This is a genomic window from Bartonella sp. AP3QHHD, from assembly GCF_042195765.1.
Lineage (GTDB): Bacteria > Pseudomonadota > Alphaproteobacteria > Rhizobiales > Rhizobiaceae > Bartonella.
In genome coordinates this window covers 22,203-40,073 of the sequence record NZ_JBHIPC010000088.1, presented here as the reverse complement: position 1 = coordinate 40,073, position 17,871 = coordinate 22,203, and the positions used below count along the sequence as shown (strand labels likewise).

General features: G+C 39.0%; 15 protein-coding genes. 3 read left to right on the top strand and 12 right to left on the bottom strand.

The features are described from left to right. Positions 1 to 2: 2 nt before the first annotated feature. Genes trkA through ACFIL7_RS07385 form a run of 3 tightly spaced genes read right to left on the bottom strand, consistent with a single transcriptional unit; the run spans position 3 to position 5,011 of the window. Positions 3 to 1,379, bottom strand: coding sequence for a Trk system potassium transporter TrkA (trkA, locus tag ACFIL7_RS07395; protein WP_375611279.1), 1,377 nt, complete (start codon positions 1,377 to 1,379; stop codon positions 3 to 5). A 4-nt stretch (positions 1,380 to 1,383) separates the two neighbouring features. Beyond that, entirely contained in the window at positions 1,384 to 2,742 is a 1,359-nt protein-coding gene (locus tag ACFIL7_RS07390; RefSeq protein WP_375654893.1) for a sigma-54-dependent transcriptional regulator, read from the bottom strand. A gap of 1 nt (position 2,743) precedes the next feature. Continuing rightward, positions 2,744 to 5,011 carry an ATP-binding protein gene (locus ACFIL7_RS07385; RefSeq protein WP_375631782.1) on the bottom strand — a complete coding sequence of 756 codons (2,268 nt, stop codon included), beginning with the start codon at positions 5,009 to 5,011 and terminating at the stop codon, positions 2,744 to 2,746. 173 nt (positions 5,012 to 5,184) lie between these two features. Here ACFIL7_RS07385 and rirA point away from each other — a divergent pair, with 173 nt between their 5' ends. From rirA to ACFIL7_RS07370, 3 genes are read left to right on the top strand one after another with little or no spacing between them, the layout of a single operon-like run. Beyond that, positions 5,185 to 5,628 (top strand): iron-responsive transcriptional regulator RirA, encoded by a 444-nt coding sequence (rirA, locus tag ACFIL7_RS07380; RefSeq protein WP_375611276.1) that lies wholly within the window; start codon positions 5,185 to 5,187, stop codon positions 5,626 to 5,628. A 24-nt stretch (positions 5,629 to 5,652) separates the two neighbouring features. After that, positions 5,653 to 6,843, top strand: coding sequence for a bifunctional 2-C-methyl-D-erythritol 4-phosphate cytidylyltransferase/2-C-methyl-D-erythritol 2,4-cyclodiphosphate synthase (locus ACFIL7_RS07375; protein WP_375634298.1), 1,191 nt, complete (start codon positions 5,653 to 5,655; stop codon positions 6,841 to 6,843). After that, positions 6,840 to 7,328 carry a CinA family protein gene (locus ACFIL7_RS07370; protein WP_375628982.1) on the top strand — a complete coding sequence of 163 codons (489 nt, stop codon included), beginning with the start codon at positions 6,840 to 6,842 and terminating at the stop codon, positions 7,326 to 7,328. The genes ACFIL7_RS07375 and ACFIL7_RS07370 overlap by 4 nt, the downstream gene beginning before the upstream one ends. Before the next feature lie 599 nt (positions 7,329 to 7,927). Here the strand turns inward: ACFIL7_RS07370 and ACFIL7_RS07365 are convergent. From ACFIL7_RS07365 to eno, 9 genes are all read right to left on the bottom strand, one after another. Continuing rightward, complete coding sequence (locus ACFIL7_RS07365; protein WP_375683475.1) at positions 7,928 to 8,389, bottom strand: type II toxin-antitoxin system RatA family toxin; 462 nt, start codon at positions 8,387 to 8,389, stop codon at positions 7,928 to 7,930. A 2-nt stretch (positions 8,390 to 8,391) separates the two neighbouring features. Beyond that, positions 8,392 to 9,354 (bottom strand): lipoyl synthase, encoded by a 963-nt coding sequence (gene lipA / locus ACFIL7_RS07360; protein ID WP_375633075.1) that lies wholly within the window; start codon positions 9,352 to 9,354, stop codon positions 8,392 to 8,394. Between the two features lie 67 nt (positions 9,355 to 9,421). Then, positions 9,422 to 10,882 carry a dihydrolipoyl dehydrogenase gene (gene lpdA, locus ACFIL7_RS07355; protein WP_375633077.1) on the bottom strand — a complete coding sequence of 487 codons (1,461 nt, stop codon included), beginning with the start codon at positions 10,880 to 10,882 and terminating at the stop codon, positions 9,422 to 9,424. Between the two features lie 221 nt (positions 10,883 to 11,103). Then, positions 11,104 to 12,447 carry a pyruvate dehydrogenase complex dihydrolipoamide acetyltransferase gene (locus ACFIL7_RS07350; protein WP_375633079.1) on the bottom strand — a complete coding sequence of 448 codons (1,344 nt, stop codon included), beginning with the start codon at positions 12,445 to 12,447 and terminating at the stop codon, positions 11,104 to 11,106. A gap of 14 nt (positions 12,448 to 12,461) precedes the next feature. Beyond that, positions 12,462 to 13,829, bottom strand: a complete 1,368-nt coding sequence (locus tag ACFIL7_RS07345) for a pyruvate dehydrogenase complex E1 component subunit beta (RefSeq protein WP_375683474.1) — start codon at positions 13,827 to 13,829, stop codon at positions 12,462 to 12,464. 16 nt (positions 13,830 to 13,845) lie between these two features. Further along, a complete protein-coding gene (pdhA, locus tag ACFIL7_RS07340; RefSeq protein WP_273791144.1) occupies positions 13,846 to 14,886 on the bottom strand; it encodes a pyruvate dehydrogenase (acetyl-transferring) E1 component subunit alpha in 1,041 nt (346 codons plus the stop codon). Between the two features lie 135 nt (positions 14,887 to 15,021). Continuing rightward, a complete protein-coding gene (locus ACFIL7_RS07335; protein ID WP_375617692.1) occupies positions 15,022 to 15,333 on the bottom strand; it encodes a septum formation initiator family protein in 312 nt (103 codons plus the stop codon). Positions 15,334 to 16,059: 726 nt separating this feature from the next. Further along, positions 16,060 to 16,467, bottom strand: coding sequence for a TM2 domain-containing protein (locus ACFIL7_RS07330; RefSeq protein WP_375633083.1), 408 nt, complete (start codon positions 16,465 to 16,467; stop codon positions 16,060 to 16,062). A 111-nt stretch (positions 16,468 to 16,578) separates the two neighbouring features. Continuing rightward, positions 16,579 to 17,850 (bottom strand): phosphopyruvate hydratase, encoded by a 1,272-nt coding sequence (gene eno, locus ACFIL7_RS07325; RefSeq protein ID WP_375633085.1) that lies wholly within the window; start codon positions 17,848 to 17,850, stop codon positions 16,579 to 16,581. Between the last annotated feature and the right edge of the window lie 21 nt (positions 17,851 to 17,871).

Sequence of the window (17,871 nt, the reverse complement as noted above, 5' to 3'; positions counted from 1 at the left end):
TATCAAAAATATTCTAAACTTACGCGAAAGAGTTGTTCAACATCACGAACCCTATCAGCAAGAGCAAAAATCACTATTCTATCACCAGACAAAATGCGCGTATCTGCCGAAAGCTGTATTATTGTCTTATTGCGATAAATTGCACCAATTCTCAAACCATCTGATAAATTGAGCTCTGATAATGACTTACCAACCAATGAAGATGTTTGCATCACTTCAGCTTCAATAATTTCTGCTCGGCCATTAAAAACTGAATGAACAGAACGAATACGCCCACGGCGCATTTGTTGCAAAATTCTCGATATTGTAACACTATGGGGATTAAGATATGCATCCACACCAACAGCACGACTAAATTCTTGATAGGCAACATTATTAATCAATACCATATTGGCTTTGCAGCCCAATCTTTTAGCAATAATAGCGCTTAAGAGATTAACCTGATCTTGATTGGTCAATGTAATCATTAAATCGGACTGATCAATTCCCGCATCTTGAAGAATCACTGGATCTAACACGTTACCGTATAAAACTGTTGTTTTTTCAAGCTGATCAGCAATTGTGAGGGCTCTTTCTCTATGCGCTTCTATAATCTTCAATTTTAATTTATGGAAACGCTTTTCAATAGCCTGTGCAACATAAAGGCCAATGTGACCACCCCCTGCAATAATCATGCGGTGGGCATCTTGTTCTTTATGACCAAAAAGCCCAACAGCACGACGCATCTGTTCACGAGAAACAACAAGATAGGTTATATCACCAACGCGTAATTGCGTTTCTGAATGTGCAACCAATAATTCCGCGCCACGTTTAATAGCAGTAACCGTCGTATGAAGATCTGGAAAAAGCTCTGTTAATTGACGCAAAGGTGTATTAATAACTGGACAATCTTCCATGCATTCCAAAGCTAGTGCCACAATATCATCATTACAAAAATAAAGAACATCTATTGCACCAGGTAAAGCAATACGGCGCAAAACCATTTCCCCAACTTCAACTTCTGGCGAAATAACCACATCAATGGGAATATTCTCTCTGGAAAAAAGCGTCTTATAACGTGGTTCTAAATAAGATTGTGAGCGAATACGAGCAATTTTTGTGGGCACATTAAATAATGAATGTGCTACTTGGCAAGCTACCATATTAACTTCATCAAACAAAGTGACAGCAATCAACATATCAGCTTTGTCTGCATCTGCAGCCAAAAGAACTTCAGGCCGTGAACCGTGACCAACAAAACCTCTCACATCCAATGTATCGCGAATCTTTTCAATTAATCTCGTTTCAATATCAATAACAGTAACATCGTGATTTTCAGCAGCAAGACGCTCTGCTATCCCATAACCAACCTGTCCTGCTCCACAAATAATAATACGCATCGCTTTAAGAAACTCCAAGCGCTTTAAGTTTACGGTGCAAAGCTGAACGCTCCATGCCTATAAATTCAGCAGTACGTGATATATTTCCACCCAAACGCCCAATCTGCGCCACTAAATATCTCTTTTCAAATAATTCTCGAGCTTCACGTAACGGCAAATCCATTATACTTTCATCTGAATCCATTTGAAGACGTGGCAAAGAATCACTTACTTCACTGGGAAGAAAGTCCGCTGTTATAGGACCATCACCATCCCGCACAAGAATAAGAAGACGCTCAATATTATTACGTAATTGCCGCACATTACCCGGCCAAGCGTGCGTTTGCAAAATAGCAATCACATCATCACTGATTGCACGCGGTTTAATCCCAACCTGCTGTGATATTGTTTTTACAAAATGATGTACAAGTTCTGGAATATCTTCACGACGCGCTGAAAGGGGCGGAACAACAATAGGAACAACGGAAAGACGGTGAAAAAGATCCTCCCTAAAGCGCCCATCAGAAATGAGGTTTTCAAGATTTTGCGCTGTCGAAGAAATGATACGGACATCCACCTTAACACGTTTTGTGCCGCCAATTCTCTCAAATGTTTGCCCCGTTAAAACTCGAAGAATCTTCCCTTGAGTCTCACGCGGCATGTCAGCAATTTCATCAAGATATAAGATACCGCCATGAGCTTCCTCTAAGGCACCGATTTTACGCTCTCTTCCCTCCATTTCGCTGCCAAACAGCTCTATTTCCATTCTTTCTGGAGTAATCGTTGCAGCATTTATTGTAACAAATGGCCCATTCGAACGCGTTGAGAGCGCATGAATAGTTCGTGCAACAGTCTCTTTTCCTGCCCCTGAAGGACCTGTTATCATGATGCGACTATTGGTTGGTGCTACTTTTTCTATGATTTGACGCAAATTTTTTATAACTGTCGATTTTCCGAGCAACTCTAATGTCTCGTTCGAACGCTTTCGCAATTCTAAAAGCTCACGTTTTAAATTTGAATTTTCAAGTGTTCTCTCTGCAACCAATACAAGTCTATCAGCTTTAAAAGGTTTTTCAATGAAATCATATGCCCCTCGCTTTATAGCGGAAACAGCCGTCTCAATATTACCATGACCAGAGATCATAACGACCGGAAGAGTCGGATATTGTGTTTTAATTTCATCAAGCAGTGCTAAACCATCGAGACGACTACCCTGTAGCCAAATATCCAAAAAAATGAGCTTTGGAATACGCTCACTAATTTGAGCCAATGCTTCATCAGAGTTACAAGCAACACGCGTTTCATAACCTTCATCATCTAAAATACCAGCAACAAGCTCACGAATATCTGCTTCATCATCAACAATCAAGATATCTGATACCATACTATTCCCCTATCTTATGATTTATGGCTTGTATAATATTACCCTGCTTACCCCCATCCGCTGGAAATATCAAACGGATCATCGCACCACGACCTTCATAAAAACTCTCCGGTGCATCATGAAGCTCCATGAAACCACCGTGATCTTCAATAACTTTGCGCACAATAGCTAACCCCAGCCCTGTTCCTTTTTCCCGCGTTGTTATATAGGGTTCTAATAACTTTTGTCTTTGCTCTTTAGGAAGTCCTTTTCCGTTATCAACAACATCCACAACCACCCATTCTTCCTGACGATAAGAACGGATAAGAATATGACCGTGAATATTTTCCTCTCGCATAACTGAATCTATGGATTCGCTCGCGTTTTTGATAACATTGCAAAAAGCCTGTACAATGAGACGGTTATCAAATGCACCCATAAGTGGTAGAGTTCCTAAATCTTGCTCAAAATGAATATCATGTCGCGTCACTTCTATCAAGAAACATGCTTCGCGCAACAATTCTCGTATATCTAAAATATGCATTTTTGGTTTGGGCATACGTGCAAAAGAGGAAAACTCATCAACCATACGCCCAATATCTCCAACCTGCCGAATAATTGTGTCAATACACCGCTCAAAGACCTCTCTATCTTGTGTAATAGCTTTGTTATAACGTTTACGAATGCGTTCAGCGGATAACTGAATAGGTGTAAGAGGATTTTTAATTTCGTGTGCAATACGCCGCGCAATATCCGCCCACGCCGCTGTACGTTGCGCTGCAACAAGGTCTGTAATATCATCAATTGTTAGAACCCAAGATTGCCCTTGTCCATCATCCTCCTCCATCGTAACTTGGACATTACAGACACGCTCTTTTCCTGCAACGTTTAAAGTGACCTGCTCACGATGGTTTTTACGATCCAATGAACGCACAAACTGAAAAACCTGCCAAATTTCAGCGCTTAAAGATAAAAGACTTTTTCCAACAACGTGCTCTGAGCGAATATCAAACATCGCTTCAATAGACCGATTGATAATGGTGATATCACCATTATCATCTATACCTGCTACTCCCGCTGTTACACCCGATAACACAGCTTCAGAAAAACGCCGTCTTTCATCAATTTGATCACGCACTGCAATCAATTCATTACGCCGACTTTTCAATTCACTGACCATGTAATTAAAAGTTTTGGATAATTGCCCAATATCACCATCTTTTGCTCGTACTGGCACGAAAATTTCCATATTTCCAGAAGCAACATCATCGGCAGCACTAATGAGAAGACGAATAGGACGTACTAAGCGATCAGCAACAGCAATAGCAGCCCAAATGGCTGATAAGAATAAACTAAAAAAAAGACACAAATAAAGCATACCAAATGCAATCTGTGTCAGCAGGCGATTTTCATTTAAATCACGATAACGATCTGTATTAACTTCTGTCAAACGCAAAGCAGATAAAACACCTTTATCAACGTCACGCACCAAATATAAAAATGTGTTTGGAATATTGGTAAATTTTAAAATAATACCAAAATAATCATGAACGCCTGGTTGAAAAGAAAAAGGTCTCGCACTGGTTGCACGTTCAATAAGATGGGAAGGAGGAATTGGCAGTTTATCTTCATCACCAAGAGCACTCGATACAAAAATAGCTCCGCTAGAACTTAACAAAAATGCACCACGCAAATTGCGTCCTAGAGCATGACGCGTCAATTGCATCCTATATTCAGCTGGATTACGTTCTAAGAGTTTTTTGTTATCAAGTGCAAATGCCATCGCGTAGGATAAATTTTTTAAATTTTGAAGCATTTCATCTGCATAAGCATTTGCTAAATCAATAGAAGAGCCCACAATTTGCCGCGTTGTTGTATCAAACCATCGATCAAGTCCCAAATTTAGTGCTGGACCCGATACAAGAGCTACAGCAACAGCTGGCATTGTCGCAACAAGTGCAAACAATGAAATAAGGCGCACATGAAGACGCGATCCTGCACGCCTTGAACGCCAAGCACGAATGATCGGTATCATCTCATAAAAAACGATGACAATAAGCCCTAAAACCCAAAAACTATTAATTCCTATAAGAATAAGGGTTACTGTTCTACTGGGAACAACAGGAGTTAATCCAATAAGAATAATAAATGAAACAGAGGCCGTAAGTAAAGCCAATACAATAATTGTAATCCCTAAAAAAATATATACCTTACTTAAACGATACAACTCATCGTTATAAGTATTTTTATCTATGTCTTGAAGATTCGTCACAGATGTTATATTCGTCATGAGCTTACATACCCTTATCCCATTATTCTCATATAACCTTTTGTAGCAAAAATTGACAATACTAATACTACATTTAAAATAGAGCAAATATAGTCAACGAGAAAAAACTTCTACATTTTGCAAAATATCTTTAAAATAGACTGTGTTCGACGATACTTTACGAAGGAAATGAGATGCGATTAACAAAACAAACAAATTATGCTCTTAGAATGCTCATGTATTGTGCAGATAATCAGGGAACTCTCAGTCGTGTTCCAGAAATCGCTAAAGCATATGCCGTTTCAGAGCTTTTTTTATTTAAAATCCTTCAGCTGCTTGTTCAAGCAGGTTTTATACAAACAGTGCGTGGACGCAATGGTGGAGTTAGATTGGCTAAACCCGCAGCAGAGATTTCAGTCGCGGATGTTGTGAAAGTAACAGAAGACAACTTTTCCCTCGCAGAATGCTTCGATACTGCAGAACCAACTTGCCCCTTGTTTGATTTTTGTGGTTTAAATACCGCACTTCAAAAAGCATTAAATGCTTTTTTTGAGGTATTATCCGTGATATCCCTTGCTGATCTACAACAACCATCCTTTCAAAATCATTTTAAAATTAATGACAAAAAAGCAAACTAAGATTATAATACAAGGAGATTAAGTATTTCTATTGCAGCAATAATATTAGCCGCTGGACGGGGTGAAAGAGCAGGATCTCCCCATAAAATTCCAAAACAATATCGGCTTCTAGGACAAAAGCCAATTATTTATCATACCGTGCATTGTTTTTTGCAGCATCCAGCTATCACAACAATTATTCTTGTTATTCATCCAGAAGATCGTCAAATCTGTGAACAAGCTATTGACGATTTTAAAGAGCGCCTTATTATCGTTGAAGGAGGCAGTACACGTCAAATCTCTACCTTATATGGACTTCATGCACTCAAAAAATTTGCCCCCCAATATGTGCATATTCATGATGGTGCACGCCCTTTTATCGAAAACAAGCTTCTTAATAACATTCACAACACTATCACGCCTCAAGAAGGTGTTCTTCCTGTTCTGCCCATCTCTGATACCCTTAAACGTATAAATAATCAGCATATTTTAGAAACAATTCCCCGTACCCATCTTTATAGTGCACAAACTCCACAGTGTTTTCCCTTTGAACATATCTTAGCGGCCCATAAACAAGCAAAACAAGCTTGCAAACAAGAATTCACTGACGATTCTGCAATTGCCGAATGGTTTGGAATTCCTATGCGTGCCATTCCTGGGGATCCTAACAACATAAAAATTACATGGCATGAAGATTTTAATACTGCACATTTATATCTCCAAAAGAAAATGCAAATGTTTCCTGATATCCGCACCGGCAATGGTTATGATGTTCACTCTTTCGAGGATGGTGATTTTCTTATTTTATGTGGTATAAAAATCCCTTTTCATAAAAAATTAAATGGACACTCCGATGCGGATGTTGCTCTTCATGCGCTAACAGATGCCCTGCTCGCTACGCGAGGTGCTGGAGATATTGGCACACATTTCCCTCCCTCTGATCCTCAATGGAAAAATGTATCATCAGAAATTTTTCTCCGTCATGCTCTTGATATTATTAAACAAGCAGGTGGACGTATTGCCAATGTTGATATCACAATTATCGCTGAAAATCCTAAAATTGGTCCCTATCGTCATGCCATGACAGAAAATCTTATGACAATACTTTCAATGACACCTGATCGAATCTCTATCAAAGCAACAACAAATGAAAGGCTTGGATTTATTGGTCGTGGTGAAGGAATTGCTGCTCTTGCAACAGCGAGCGTTCTTTATTCAGGAGAACTTCCCCAATGACATATCTTTGTGAAAAACAAGCACATGAAGTCCTTAATACCTTTCGCCAAAAAGGTTTGCTGTTAACAACTGTAGAGTCTTGTACAGGGGGACTCATTGCTGCATGCCTCACAAATATAGCAGGATCATCAGATGTTCTCGATTGTGGATTTGTTGTTTATTCAAATGAATCTAAAACACGCCTTGTTGGCGTTTGTGCTGAACTTATAAAAACCTATGGTGCCGTTTCAAAAGAAGTTGCTCTTGCAATGGCTGAGGGTGGATTAAAACATTCACAAGCTGACATTGCAGTTTCTGTAACAGGAATTGCTGGTCCAGGAGGTGCAAGTCTTGATAAACCTGTAGGACTTGTGCATTGCGCAGTAGCTTATAAAAACCACTCCCCCCTGCACAAAGAAATGCACTTTGCTCATCTTAATCGCAATGCTATCCGCCATGCAACTGTTGAAAATGCTTTTAAAATGATTCTGGAATTGCTTCACTGAATTCCCCATACTAATTTCAAAATTCTTTATTCTCCATCGAGTCTATAATCGTCAACATCTTGAAAAAAATTTATTGTATCACAACTTGAAAATGAACGATCTGACTAGCGTAAAATTATCTCACTTTAGTCCTGTGTAGGTTGAATTAATCAAATTTATTCACTTACACGCCACAAGAGAAAAAACTGTATAAATAAAATGATTAATGAAAGGAAAACTTGTACCTCTCTCTCAAGTGCTAAGAGCTGGTACAACATCTTGAGAGATGGCAAATAAATGATACAGGAGAACTTCTTCATAAGTGTACAGATGTAGATTTTATATACTTTTACGAGAATCTATACTATTTATTATGAGCACTATTATGAAATGGGTATGACGCAAGCATGTTCTATTTGGGCGTTTTGTTTAACGAGTGTGCATCTATTAAAAAAGAGAGAAACAAAAGCATGAAGCTGTGCATCATCTTCATCATTTAAAATGATATTCCCTCAATATGCTTTTGAAAGCTGAATTAAAAACAAATAGTAAAGATGGAAACCGGTTTTCACCTTCACGCTGTTTAAGCAATACGTATTGTTAAAAAATAACAGAATAGACTATGTTACCGTAGAGCCATAAATCTGATGCGCACGCTTCTCAAAAGCCTCGGTAAATTTACGAAACGCAATATCAAACATTGAGCCCATCACTAATCCAAGCGTTTTACTTTTAAATTCATAATCAATAAAAAACTCTACATTACATGCATTGGTATTTTCAATATCATGAAAGGCCCAACGATTTTCAAGATATTTGAATGGACCATCAATATATTTAACTTCTATAAGACTTTTTTCCGGCTGAAGAAATACTTGAGTCGTAAAAGTTTCACGAATAATCTTATAGCCAACGGTCATATCCGCAAGAAGCACTATTTTTTTTCCATATTCTTTTCGAGAACGTATTATTAAAGACTCACACATTGGTAAAAATTCAGGATAACGCTCAATATCTGAAACCAGATCAAACATTTCACTGGCACTATGGGTGATCTGCCGATGTATTGTAAAAATCGGCATAATTATCTCTGTAAGGAAAATTTTTCATCACGCGCTTTTTGCAAAATGGCAAAATCATCTCCAGCATGATGAGATGAACGCGTTAGAGGATTGGAGGACATATGTAAAAATCCTTTTACTTTACCAATCTTGGCAAAAGACTCAAATTCTTCAGGAGGCACAAAACGAACAACTGGATGATGTTTTCGTGTAGGCTGCAAATATTGTCCAATTGTCATAAAGTCAACATCAGCAGCGCGCAAATCATCCATCAATTGCAAAACTTCATTTCGCTCCTCCCCGAGGCCAACCATAATTCCCGATTTTGTAAAAATTGTTGGATCAAGTTCTTTAACACGTTGTAACAAACGAATTGAATGAAAATAACGTGCCCCTGGACGGACCTTCAAATATTTAGAAGGAACTGTTTCTAAGTTATGATTAAAAACATCAGGCTTAGCAGCAACAACAACTTCTAAAGCGCCATCCTTATGACGAAAATCAGGTGTAAGAACTTCAATTGTTGTTTTAGGAGTTTTTTGACGAATCGCATAAATAACTTTTGCAAAATGCTCAGCACCACCATCAGCAAGATCATCACGATCAACAGATGTAATGACAACATGTTTTAATTCCATCCGTGCAACAGCATCAGCGACACGTTCTGGCTCATTATCATCAACGGCAAGTGGAATACCTGTTGCAACGTTACAAAAAGCACAAGCACGCGTACATATTTCACCTAAAATCATAAAGCTAGCATGCCTCTGGCTCCAACATTCGCCAATATTAGGACAACCAGCTTCTTCACATACAGTCACTAACTTATGCGTACGTACAATACCATGTGTTTCCTTATAAATTGGTGATGTTGGCGCTTTTACACGAATCCAATCTGGCTTTTTTTGAACGCTTGTATCAGGACGATGTGCCTTTTCAGGATGACGCAATCGTCTATTTGCAACTCTATCAACAACCGTAACCATTTAAGCCTTTGCCTTATAAATACGAAGTAACAATCAAAAATATAAAATTTTTCATACAATCCAGTCATCAAGCGTTTAAAACTTGACCATAAGCATCCAATACACTTTCTTTCATCATTTCCGATAAGGTCGGATGTGGAAAGACAGTATGCATTAATTCTTCTTCTGTTGTTTCAAGATTCATAGCAATAACAAAACCCTGTATCAATTCTGTTACCTCAGCCCCTACCATATGGGCCCCGAGAAGCTGTCCTGTTTTTTTATCAAAAATCGTTTTTACTAACCCCTGATCTTCACCCAAAGCAATCGCCTTACCATTCGCAGCAAAAGAATAACGACCAATACGTATATCATAACCTGCTTCTTTTGCAGCCGCTTCTGAAAGCCCTACAGAGGCAACCTGTGGTGTACAATATGTACACCCTGGAATTTTTCTTTTATCAAGCGGATGAGCGCTTTTCAAACCTGCAAGATGCTCAATACATATCACACCTTCTTCTTCTGCTTTATGGGCCAACATAGGAGGGCCTGCTACATCACCAATAGCATAAATACCTTCCACCCCCGTCCAACTCCATTCATCAGTTACAATGCAGCCGCGATCGGTTTTTATTCCCAAAGCTTCTAAACCAAGATTCTCAATATTACCTTGCACCCCAACAGCGGAAATCAACCGGTTAACAGTCATTGACTCTATTTTACCTTGAACATCAATATGTACACTTACAGAATCGGAAGATTTTTCAACCTTTGTTACTTTTGCTTGACGAAGAATGCGTAAACCTTTTTTCTCTAACTGTTTACGAGCAAACGTTGAAATTTCAATATCTTCAGCAGGCATGATATGGGGCATCATTTCAACAACAGTTACTATCGCCCCCATATCATGATAAAAAGAAGCAAATTCAATGCCAATAGCCCCAGACCCTATAACCAAAAGCGATTTTGGCATTGCTGGCGGTATCATAGCTTCAAAATAAGTCCAAATGAGTTTTCCATCTGGCTCAATACCAGGAAGGACACGAGGACGTGCGCCCGTTGCAATAATGATATGCTTTGCTTGATAAGTTCCCTCCCCTAACGTCCCTTTAGGGACTGGATTTTGCGGTTGCATAATCGGTTTGGAGGATGAAGAAACCATAATTTCCGCAGGAAGGCTTCCCTTTGCTTCTTTAGTAAGCTTTGCTTCACCCCAGATAATATCAATTTTGTTTTTTTTCATTAAAAAACCAACACCAGCATTTAAACGTGCTGAAACACCCCGTGAACGTGCCACAACATCTTTGATGTTTGCCTCAATTGAACCATTAATTTTTAATCCATAATTTGTCGCATGTTCAGCAAAATGTTTCATTTCCGCTGAACGTAGAAGGGCCTTTGTTGGAATACATCCCCAATTTAAACAGATCCCTCCCAAATGTTCACGTTCAACAATCGCAGTCTTAAAGCCACATTGTGCTGCACGAATTGCGGTTACATATCCGCCTGGACCTGATCCAATCACAATTACATCATAAAGATTTACCACAGTAATTCCTCCATGGATATATATAAAATGGATATGCATTTTTTGAACTTAAGTCTGTAAAACAACATGAGAGAATTATCTTATGTCTTTTGCTTTAAGCTTCACGCAAATGCTTTATCCAAACCAGAAATAGCAATAACATTGCTCTTTAAACTCTTTAAATTTGTTTCTATTCTCTTAACACGCTTTCTCACAATTTACGTGAAGAACTGTTAAACAGTTCAAACCAACATTGCTAATGGATTTTCAATCATCTTCTTAAAAGTCCGCGCGAGCTCTGCTGCTAAAGCACCATCGACAGCACGATGATCCGCAGAAAGCGTAACTGACATAACTGTCGCAACAACTAATGCACCATTTTTAACAACGGCGCGTTGCTCCCCTGCACCAATCGCAAAAATCGTCGCATGCGGTGGATTAAGAATAGCCGAAAAACTTTTTATACCATACATCCCCATATTTGATACAGCCGTTGTTCCACCCTGATATTCTTCCATTTTTAACTTGCCCTCGCGCGCACGCTTTGCAAAATCCTTCATCTCTTTGGAAATAAGTGATAACGGCTTTTCCTCTGCATGGCGAATAATCGGTGTAATTAATCCATTGGGAATAGAAACAGCAACCCCAACATCACAATGTTTATGATGAAGCATCCCGCCTTCAAGCCAAGAAACATTCGCATCAGGAACCGCTTTCAAAGAAAGTGCGACAGCTTTGATCACCATATCATTAACAGAAAGCTTATAAGTAGGCTGAGTTTCTTCCTGCCCCTTAACCATTGGAGCAGCAGCATTGAGTTGTGTACGCAGTGCTAATAGCGCATCAAGTTCACAATCTACCGTTACATAGAAATGTGGGACTCTCTGTTTTGATTCCACCAAACGTGTCGCGATTGTTTTACGCATATTATTATGGGGAGCGAAGCTATATTCATCCTCTTTGAAGAGTTTCAATATCTGTTTGTCCGAAGCACCTGTAGCTATTAGCTCCCCTATCGGTGATGAATAAGACACTTTAGACATATCGCTGCTCACAGCTTTTTCTACATCGCGCTTAATAATACGCCCATGCGGACCACTTCCAGAAATAAGGGATAAATCAAGACCTGCCTGAGATGCTAATCGCCGCGCTAAGGGAGAGGCAAAAAGACGAGCTTCCTTTTTATCTTGCTGTATTAATTGCCCAGTTGATGATTCATGAGACATTTTTATTCCCTTTGAGTCCGTCTGTTTCAGAGAATCTGTCTGTTTGATGCCCTCTGGTTTTTGTCTTGTAGAAGAAGAGATTTCTTCTGTAACTTTTGCAGCTTCAGCTAAATCTTCACCTTCTTCTGCTAAAACAACAATTAAAGCATTTACTTTAACGCCTTGTGTTCCAGCAGGAACAACAATTTTAGCAACCCTACCTTCATCAACGGCTTCGACTTCCATTGTCGCTTTATCCGTCTCAATCTCAGCAATAACATCACCAGAGGAAACCTTATCTCCCTCCTTAATATTCCATTTTGTTAAATTTCCCTCTTCCATCGTAGGGGAAAGCGCTGGCATTGTAATTTTAATGGGCATTATGCTTTCCTCCGTTATGCTCTGTATGTCACAGCCTTAACGGCCTCAATAATTTCAGCAGTATTAGGCAAAGCCAACTTCTCAAGATTAGCGGCATAAGGCATCGGAACATCTTTGCCAGAAATCGTAGCAATTGGCGCATCAAGATAGTCAAAAGCCTGCTGCATAACACGCGTTGCTATTTCAGTTCCCACAGATGACTGAGGAAATCCCTCTTCAATTGTTACCAAACGACCTGTTTTTTTAACTGACGAAAGAATTGTTGGAAAATCCATCGGGCGAATGGTTCGTAAATCAATCAATTCAACATCAATACCAAGTTTTTCAATTTCTGGTAACGCTTGAACAGCATAATGCATCCCAATTCCACATGCAACAATCGTCACATCTTGTCCAGACTTATGAATACGTGCCTTACCAATAGGCAAAAGAAAATCATCCAGTTGAGGAACATCAAATTGATGCCCATACAAAATCTCATTTTCAAGGAAAATAACAGGATTATCATCACGAATAGCAGCTTTCAGCAAACCTTTTGCATCTGCAGCACTATAAGGCATGACAACTTTCAGACCTGGTACATGACTATACCATGCAGCATAACATTGAGAATGTTGAGCACCAACACGGGCAGCCGCGCCATTGGGACCTCGGAAAACCATAGGAGCGGTCATTTGTCCACCAGACATATAACGTGTTTTGGCTGCTGAGTTAATAATTTGGTCCATCGCCTGCATCGCAAAATTAAATGTCATAAACTCAACAATGGGACGTAACCCACCAAAAGCAGCCCCAACAGCCAGCCCAGCAAAGCCGTGCTCTGTAATTGGGGTATCAATAACTCGGCGTTCTCCGAATTCTTCCAACAAACCTTGACTAACCTTATAGGCACCTTGATATTGCGCGACCTCTTCCCCCATGAGAAAAACTTTTTCATCACGCCGCATTTCCTCAGCCAAAGCCTGATTAAGCGCTTCACGTACTGTCATCGTAACCATTTGGGTTCCCGCTGGAATATCAAAATCAGGAGATGTATCAAAAGTAGGAACAGCCTGCGGAACTGACGAAGGTAGAGAAAGAGGAAATTCCTTAGGTTTTTGTGCTGTATCGGTAGGTTGCAAAATATCCTCAACACGCTCACCTTCTTCTAACAAAACCGCAATAACAGTGTTAACCTTTACACCTTCAGACCCTTCAGGCACAAAAATCTTACCAAGAGTACCTTCATCAACGGCCTCTACTTCCATTGTAGCCTTATCCGTTTCAATTTCAGCAATAACATCGCCAGAGCTAACCTTATCACCTTCTTTCTTGAGCCATTTAGACAGTTTACCTTCTTCCATAGTTGGTGAAAGCGCCGGCATCAAAATATCAATAGACATACTTGCTTCCCTCGCATCAAACTAAAATATCAGTATAGAGCTCAGAAGCATCTGGCTCTTGATCACTTTGTGCAAAATCTACCGCATCAGCAACAATTGCACGGACCTCTTTCTCAATAGATTTTAAATCGTCTTCGCTCGCCCAATTTTTTTTAAGAATCCGACTTTTTACTTGATCAATCGGATCGTGCTCCTCTTTTATTTTTTGGACTTCTTCCTTTGAACGATATTTTGCTGGGTCAGACATGGAATGACCACGATAGCGATAGGTCTGCATATCAAGAATGATCGGTCCTTTACCTGAGCGTGCCCAAGAAATTGCTTCATCAGCAGCTCCTTTTACTGATCGAACATCCATACCATCAACAACAATACCTGGAATTTCAAAAGAAAGACCACGTCGGGAAAAATCAGTTTCTGCAGATGCACGTGAAACTGACGTTCCCATAGCATACTGATTGTTTTCAATAATATAAACAACAGGAAGCTTCCAAAGTGAAGCCATATTAAAACTCTCGTAAACCTGCCCCTGATTTGCAGCACCATCACCAAAATAAACCAATGTCACATTATCTTTACCAAGGTACTGATTCGAAAATGCCAAACCTGAACCAATGGGAACCTGCGCACCAACAATACCATGTCCCCCATAAAAGTTCTTTTCTTTAGAGAACATATGCATCGAGCCACCTTTCCCTTTAGAAAAGCCCCCTTGACGTCCCGTTAATTCTGCCATAACACCACGCGGACTCATCCCAACCGCTAACATATGTCCATGATCACGGTAAGACGTAATAACCTGATCACCTTCTTTTGCCGCTTTCAATGTTCCTATAACAACGGCTTCCTGACCAATATAAAGGTGACAAAATCCCCCTATAAGCCCCATACCATAAAGTTGTCCTGCTTTTTCTTCAAAACGGCGAATTAAAAGCATTTCACGATAAGCATCAATTTCTTCTTCTTTTGTAAAATCTGCTATTGGTGCTTTCTTTGTGGTGCTTGATAATGCAGTGCGCGCCGCCGACGCAGAATTTTTTTTAAGTCGTTCTGCCATATTAAACTCCCTTTTATGATTATTTAGGAATAACCTTTACGAACAAAAGTTACAAGCCTTATCAATCGGCTTAAACAATATCATTGCTGATTGTTGTTTAAATTAAGCGATTTTTCATTTACCTTTAGTATCATTTCAAGGTATTAAGATTGTCAGTTCATTTGACTTAGAGAAGTTCAAGTTCTTTCGGACATACTCATCCAACATATCTTTTTCTATATGCCCGTTGCGTAAAAGAGAAATACGCTTTTCCATGAATATCCGCTCAGCTTCTATTTTATGAAGCTCCTTTTCTAATTCGCTAATATGCTGATTAACTTCACTGCGTGAATACAATCCATACTCACCATGATAAATGTGATAACTGAAATAGCTTAAGACTCCCACCGTCATAAGAGGTAGTACAAAGCGTACTTTGATTGATCGACGTTTCTGCTTTGTCCACATAAAATAGCACAGTCTTTACAGCACAAATTTCTTAATATTTTGCCCAACTATGCATGATTTTGATTAATACCTCATTACCAAATCTACACTAAATAATTTGTTATTTTCAATTTATCCCCCTTAATACAATCAAAGTAAGCTGAATGACCTACTTTTTATATTATAAATATTGGATATCCTCTAATTTGTAGCTTTTTCCTAAAATTTCCTATTAAAATAAAGATAAAATCAACGGTATCCCCTATGCTTGGTGGTTTTTTCCTAACCAATTCCAATCCTCAAATTGATAACGCTTATCATCACCTCCCAAAACGAGATAACCCCCTTGATTTTGAACCATAATTTCACCCTTCATCCTTACCCACGCTCCTTATGTGTTATTCATAAAGAGATTATTTCTAATTTGATAATATGCGGATTAACCTCACGGTGTAAATACAATTTATAGCAGCCGTAATAAACGTGAAATTAGGATAGTTTGGAGCCTCCAATAATCTAATGCTATCCACTGCTATAAGCAGAAAAACAATGCACGCCTTAATTAATTTGCGTCTTTGCTTTACCCGTATAAAATAGCATTGTCTTTTTCAATACTTTTACTTAGCTGTACATGTTTTTTAATATCTCATATTAAATAAATATAGTACAATAATTTTGCATGATGCAACTTAATTATTTATAAAAATAAAAAGCGAACTGAATTACTTTCTCTTTATTATAAAATTTTTAAAAATCTGTAATCTGATTCCCATCTTTATCCGTAAATCTTCCTCCAAGAATGACTATAAAATCAACAACTGCCCAAATTCCGGTAATTATCAATCCAAACAATGATAAAGATAGAACCAGCATTAAAGCACCAGTCCTAACTTTACCAACCATAAAACGATGGACACCAAAGATACCTGCACACCAACAAAGGAGTGCGAACATTATCTTTGAGTTCTCTGTACCTGGTCTCAACAATGGAAAAACAGAACTGACACCCCCCCCTTCACAGACAAAATCAACAGCATTACCAATCCTTGGTGGATTCTTTCCCAACCAATCCCAAGTCGCAAACTGATAACGTTTACCATCATCACCCGAAACGAGATAAGTTCCTTGATCTTGACTAATAATTATACCTCTCATCTTAATCCCTATAAATTTAAATACTTAAAAATTATTGCGTATATGCCTTTGATAAGAAATCTCAATTTCATAATCTAAATGATTGTATACTTTCATATTTTTTGCTCACAACTATACACGATATAAATCACCAGCATAATGTGCTTGGGCTCCTAGCATTTCCTCAATACGGATAAGTTGATTGTATTTTGCTAATCTATCCGAACGTGCAAGAGAACCTGTTTTAATTTGTCCACAATTCGTTGCAACAGCAAGATCTGCAATGAAAGAATCCTCTGTCTCGCCTGAACGATGAGATATAATGGCACGATAACCTGCTTTATGTGCTACCTCTACAGCATCAAGTGTTTCACTCAATGTACCAATTTGATTAACTTTTATGAGAATAGAATTGCCTACCTCCATTTTGATACCATCACGCAAACGTGCTGAATTCGTTACAAACAAATCATCGCCAACAAGCTGACATTTTTCTCCCATTGTGTCAGTAAGTAGCTTCCAACCTTCCCAATCATCCTCTGCCATTCCATCTTCAATTGTAATAATAGGATAATTTTTCACAAGCTGCGCTAAATAATCTACCTGCTCTTGGGTGTCACGGCATTTCCCCTCACCTTTATAAAAATACGAACCATTTTTATAAAATTCGGTTGAAGCACAGTCTAAACCAATGGCAATTTGTTCACCTGGTTTATAGCCACATATCATGATAGATTCCATAATAAAATCAATTGCTTGATCAGCACTTTTAAATTGAGGAGCAAAACCACCTTCATCACCAACATTGGTATTATAACCCGCATCTTTTAAACGCTTTTTCAATGCATGGAAAATCTCAGCGCCATAACGGATCGCTTCTCTTATAGTAGGAGCTCCTATAGGAATAATCATAAACTCTTGAAAATCAATCAAATTATCAGCATGAACGCCACCATTAATAATATTCATCATGGGGGTTGGAAGAATATGCGCTTGTGTACCACCAATATAACGATACAAAGGTAAATTTAATGAATCCGCAGCTGCTTTTGCAACAGCTAATGAAACACCAAGAAGTGCATTGGCACCAAGACGGGCTTTGTTTGGCGTTCCATCCAAAGCAATCATTGCTTGATCAATAGCAATTTGATTTGTTGCATCCCGCCCACCAAGTTCTTCAAGAATTTCGCCATTAACTGCAGCAACCGCTTTTTCAACACCTTTCCCTTGATAGCGCAAACCACCATCACGAAGCTCTATAGCCTCGTATGCTCCTGTTGAAGCTCCCGAAGGAACCAGAGCGCGACCAAAAGCTCCATTCTCCAAATGAACATCAACTTCTACCGTTGGATTACCACGGCTATCAAGAACTTCACGCCCAATGATATCGACAATTATAGTCATATGTGTTTCCTTATCCAATAA